1 protein-coding gene and 1 pseudogene are annotated in these 829 nt (G+C 58.7%); both read right to left on the bottom strand.

The window, feature by feature from the left end:
* Positions 1–127 (bottom strand): annotated as a pseudogene (locus ACWTU8_RS31670) (sugar ABC transporter ATP-binding protein); the annotation flags it as partial.
* A gap of 89 nt (positions 128–216) precedes the next feature.
* On the bottom strand, positions 217–829 hold a 613-nt coding region (locus ACWTU8_RS31675; protein WP_455851232.1), incomplete at its 5' end, for a carbohydrate ABC transporter permease.

Raw genomic sequence — 829 nt, forward strand, 5'->3', positions numbered from 1 at the left:
ATTTGCCACACCCCGATGGGCCGACCAGGATGACGAATTCGCCATCGGCGATGTCGACATTCACGCCATGAATGACCTGAGCGCTTCCATAGCGCTTGATGATGTTCCTGAGGGTGACCTGAGCCAACTGGCATCTCCTCTACTGCGGCAAAGCAATCTGCATCTTCACTTGGGGGGGCGAATGAAGCCACCTTATGGTCATGAGAATCCTCCTGATTATTCTTTGACGCCCGACGTCGCGACCGAGTCGGTGAAGGAGCGTTGGAAGCCCAGCAGGATGAGCGCAGGGATGAGGCTCAGAATGGTCGATGCAGCGAAGATCTGGCCGTAGTCGCTGGTGTTTTCCCCCACCATAAGGCCGAGGGTGATCGGGGCGAGGAACATGTCCTCGCGCGTCGTGACCAGAAGCGGCCAGAGATAGGCCTGCCATTGCCCATTGAAGAGGATAAGCCCGGCGCCGATGAGAGCAGGACGTGAAAGCGGCAGGAAAATTTCGAGGAAAATCCTTAGCCAGCCGGCTCCATCGATTTGAGCCGCTTCAATCAGCGAACGCGGTATGGCGAGGAAGAACTGCCGCAGTAGGAAGATCACTATGCCGTTACCGATGAAGGGTATGATCAGTGCGATGTAGGTGTTCTGCAGCCCGGCGCGTGCGAAGATGGCCGACAACGGGACAGCCACGACCTCCTCGGGGACCAGAAAGCTGAAGACGATGATGGCAAAGACGACCTCGCGGCCGCGCCACTGCATGGCGCTCAGCGCGAAGGCTGCGGCCGCGCACACCAGGAGTCCCACCACCACCGTACATGCGGCCACGACGATCGAATTG

This window comes from Mesorhizobium sp. BHbdii, from assembly GCF_053848045.1.